General features: G+C 46.3%; 4 tRNA genes. All 4 read right to left on the reverse strand.

Going from position 1 to position 668, the window contains the following annotated elements:
* Nucleotides 1-189: 189 nt before the first annotated feature.
* Nucleotides 190-265: transfer RNA gene (locus ACQEXS_RS22520), tRNA-Val, on the reverse strand.
* Nucleotides 266-304: 39 nt separating this feature from the next.
* Nucleotides 305-380: transfer RNA gene (locus tag ACQEXS_RS22525), tRNA-Ala, on the reverse strand.
* Between the two features lie 12 nt (nt 381-392).
* A tRNA-Lys gene (locus ACQEXS_RS22530) sits at nt 393-468 on the reverse strand.
* A gap of 2 nt (nt 469-470) precedes the next feature.
* A tRNA-Glu gene (locus ACQEXS_RS22535) sits at nt 471-546 on the reverse strand.
* Nucleotides 547-668: the final 122 nt, after the last annotated feature.

Here is a 668-nt window from a genome sequence, read left to right on the forward strand (position 1 = left end):
TCATAAAGACAAACATTGAGAACTTTACAATCAACAATAAATTGTTGATTTGTCAGCTTTCCAAATTGTTAAAGAGCTATGTTTTCCGAAGAAATACATTTTCTAAAGATTCTTAGACGGTCGAAAACTCCAACCACGTACGTTTTACTGAAGTGGTTTGGAAATCCTAATCCAAAAACATTTAGAGAATGGTGGGCGATACCGGGCTCGAACCAGTGACCCCCTGCTTGTAAGGCAGGTGCTCTCCCAACTGAGCTAATCGCCCATACTAGTTTTACTTCTTGATAGGAAGAAGTTTCACGAATGGTGGAGCTAAGCAGGATCGAACTGCTGACCTCCTGCGTGCAAGGCAGGCGCTCTCCCAGCTGAGCTATAGCCCCATATCGAGAAAATGGTGGGTCGTGCAGGATTCGAACCTGCGACCAATTGATTAAAAGTCAACTGCTCTACCAACTGAGCTAACGACCCAATGGTATCCCGTAGGGGAGTCGAACCCCTGTTACCGCCGTGAAAGGGCGGTGTCCTAGGCCTCTAGACGAACGGGACACTAAGTCGAACATCTTGGGGGATGTTCCATCTCTTAAACTACATAAACCATCAATCTGTGTGAACACTCATCGCAATAATCATCGTATAAGGAGGTGATCCAGCGCCAGGTTCCCCTAGCG

The sequence above is a fragment of the Vibrio sp. TRT 17S01 genome, assembly GCF_050113695.1.
Taxonomy (GTDB): Bacteria; Pseudomonadota; Gammaproteobacteria; order Enterobacterales; family Vibrionaceae; genus Vibrio.